At 68.3% G+C, this 2278-nt stretch carries 1 protein-coding gene and 1 pseudogene; one reads left to right on the forward strand and one right to left on the reverse strand.

Annotated features, from left to right (window positions below):
• A pseudogene (locus FKP22_RS27745) lies at window positions 1–302 on the reverse strand (hypothetical protein); the annotation flags it as partial.
• A 505-nt stretch (window positions 303–807) separates the two neighbouring features.
• On the opposite strand from FKP22_RS27745, the gene FKP22_RS27750 reads away from it, so the two are divergent.
• Window positions 808–2073, forward strand: a complete 1266-nt coding sequence (locus FKP22_RS27750) for an MFS transporter (protein WP_141291234.1) — start codon at window positions 808–810, stop codon at window positions 2071–2073.
• Window positions 2074–2278: the final 205 nt, after the last annotated feature.

Genomic DNA, 2278 nt, shown 5'->3' on the forward strand with positions numbered 1-2278 from the left:
AGGGCCGGCGCTGGCGGCGTGCCCAGCAAGGTCAGCGGACATGGCAGGGGCGCGACATGGGCACCCAAGGCGTCCCGCAGGGCTTGCGCCGACATCAGTGCCAGCACGTGCGCGGGTGCCGAGCTTGGTGCACCCGCACCGAGTTGTGGCACCCAATCGGGGCTTTCAGCCACCTCAATCTGCGCCGCGCCAGTGTCCCGCAAGGCCTGGCGCCAGCCGTTCGGCAAGGCCGACGCGGCGTCTGCGGCATGCGATGCCGAGCCTGCCGAAACAGCGCGGATCACGAGGGTGGGAGCGGTCATGACGGCAATTCTTTCACGCCCTTCGGCGGGTCCGCGAGGGCGGTGTGTGTTGGCGCCGATTCGGCACAAATTGGCAGCGCTTCGCAAGAGGTGCCGCAATGGGCACGGCACTTGCATGAGAAACGCCCACAAGCGGTGTAACGACGCATCGCCGATTCAAGTGCACCAGGCCGGTGAGCCGGGCCATGCTGTTCCGCATGGCACTGCGGTTCTGCCGTTTAGCCAGTCTGCGCTGTTGCCTGCCCCGCGCTGCGCCCATGCGGCGCCATGGGCCACGCTCAACACCGCGCACCGCATCCTTCCCGCACTGGCCTTGCCAGCTGCTTCCGAGCGCCGCGCCGGCCCCGCACCCTCTCCTTTCGCTGCCATCGCCTGGCCTGAACGCCGCGCGCTGGCGACCTCCGCCTGAACCGCCGACAGGCCCGTGACACCGGGCCCGAAGCCCCGCTGTCCCGCTCATTTCGTCCACCGCCAGCCCTTCAACCCACCAGCCAGCCCCAACGCCATGTCCAGCTTCAAGAGCTTCCTGCGCGCAGGCCATGCGCCCACGCTGTTCGCCGCGTTCTTCTACCTGACGTTCTCCTTCGTCATCTGGGTGGTGAACGGCGCCATGGCGCCGTTCATCAGCGAGGAGTTCCACCTCACGGCGGCCCAGAAGGGCACCATGCTGGCCATTCCCATCATGGCCGGCGCGCTGATGCGCTTCCCGCTGGGCCTGTTGGCCCAGTACGTGGGCAGGAAGACCGCCACCCTGGTCGAGCTGGTCCTGATCGCCGGCGCGATGTCCTTCGGCTACTTCTTCGTGCACAGCTACAACGACATGCTGAAGATGGCGCTGCTGCTGGGCGTGGCCGGCGCCAGCTTCGGCGTGGCGATGTCGCTGGGCTCGGGCTGGTTCCCGCCGCGCTACAAGGGCCTGGCGATGGGCCTGGTGGGCGCCGGCAATGTTGGCACGGCCATCGCCGCACTGGCCGCCCCGCCGCTGGCGCAGAAGTTCGGCTGGCAGACCGTCTACGGCCTGGCCGCGCTGGCCTCGCTGGTGCCGATGGCGGTGGTGGCCTTCCTGGCCAAGGAGCCGCCGGACCGCGACGAGCACGCCAACCTGCGCGCTCACCTGGCCTGCCTGTTGGAAAAGGACGGCTGGGTCTTCAGCCTGATCTACGTCGTGACCTTCGGCGGCTTCATCGGCATCACCACCTTCCTGCCCACCTACTATTACGACCAGTTCGGCGTGAGCAAGGTGCAGGCCGGCCAGCTGACCATGCTGGCGGCGCTGATGGGCTCGGTGGTGCGCATTTTCGGCGGCTGGATCTCCGACCATTGGGGTGGCGTCAACACGCTGACGGTGGTGCTGGTGGTGACGGCGTTTGCGCTGGTCGGCGTGGGCCTGTCGTCCAGCTCCATCGTGCTGACCACGCTGCTGCTGATCGTCTGCTTCGCCGCTTTAGGCGCCGGCAATGGCGCGCTGTTCCAGCTGGTGCCGCTGCGCTGGCCCACCTCCACCGCGGTGGCCGGCTCGATGATCGGCGAGATCGGCGCGCTGGGCGGCGGCACGGTGCCGGCGCTGATGGGCCAGGTCAAGCAGCAGACCGGCAGCTTCTTCATCGGTTTCGTGGTGCTGGCGGTGTTCTCGCTGCTGATGCTGGCGGTGATGCGCAAGATGCAGCTGCGCTGGACCCGCACCTGGGCAGAAAAAGGTGGTCGCGCCCGGGTGCATGCCGAGTCGTCTCCGGTCGTGGCCAGCAAGCCCGGCTTGCGCCGCGTCGGCTGATGGCCCTCACCGCTCGCGCATCATGACCGCCCCCAGCTCTGTCCGTCGCAACGCCGCGCAAGCTTGCAGCGCCGTGGCGCGCGCCTCATCTGGGCAAGAACAAAAGCCAGAACACCAGCAGGAAGTTCAGCAGCAGGGACAGGCCCAGCGCCAGCTTCAACAACGCCGCCGGATCGCGCTGCATCAGCGGCGTGGCAGCCGGTGC

Source organism: Ideonella azotifigens (assembly GCF_006519715.1).
In the GTDB taxonomy this organism is placed as follows: domain Bacteria; phylum Pseudomonadota; class Gammaproteobacteria; order Burkholderiales; family Burkholderiaceae_C; genus Ideonella; species Ideonella azotifigens.

What these genes read in the sequence shown, in the direction of transcription:
- FKP22_RS27750 (WP_141291234.1), top strand. Translation starts at nt 808, where the DNA reads ATGTCCAGCTTCAAGAGCTTCCTGCGCGCAGGCCATGCGCCCACGCTG.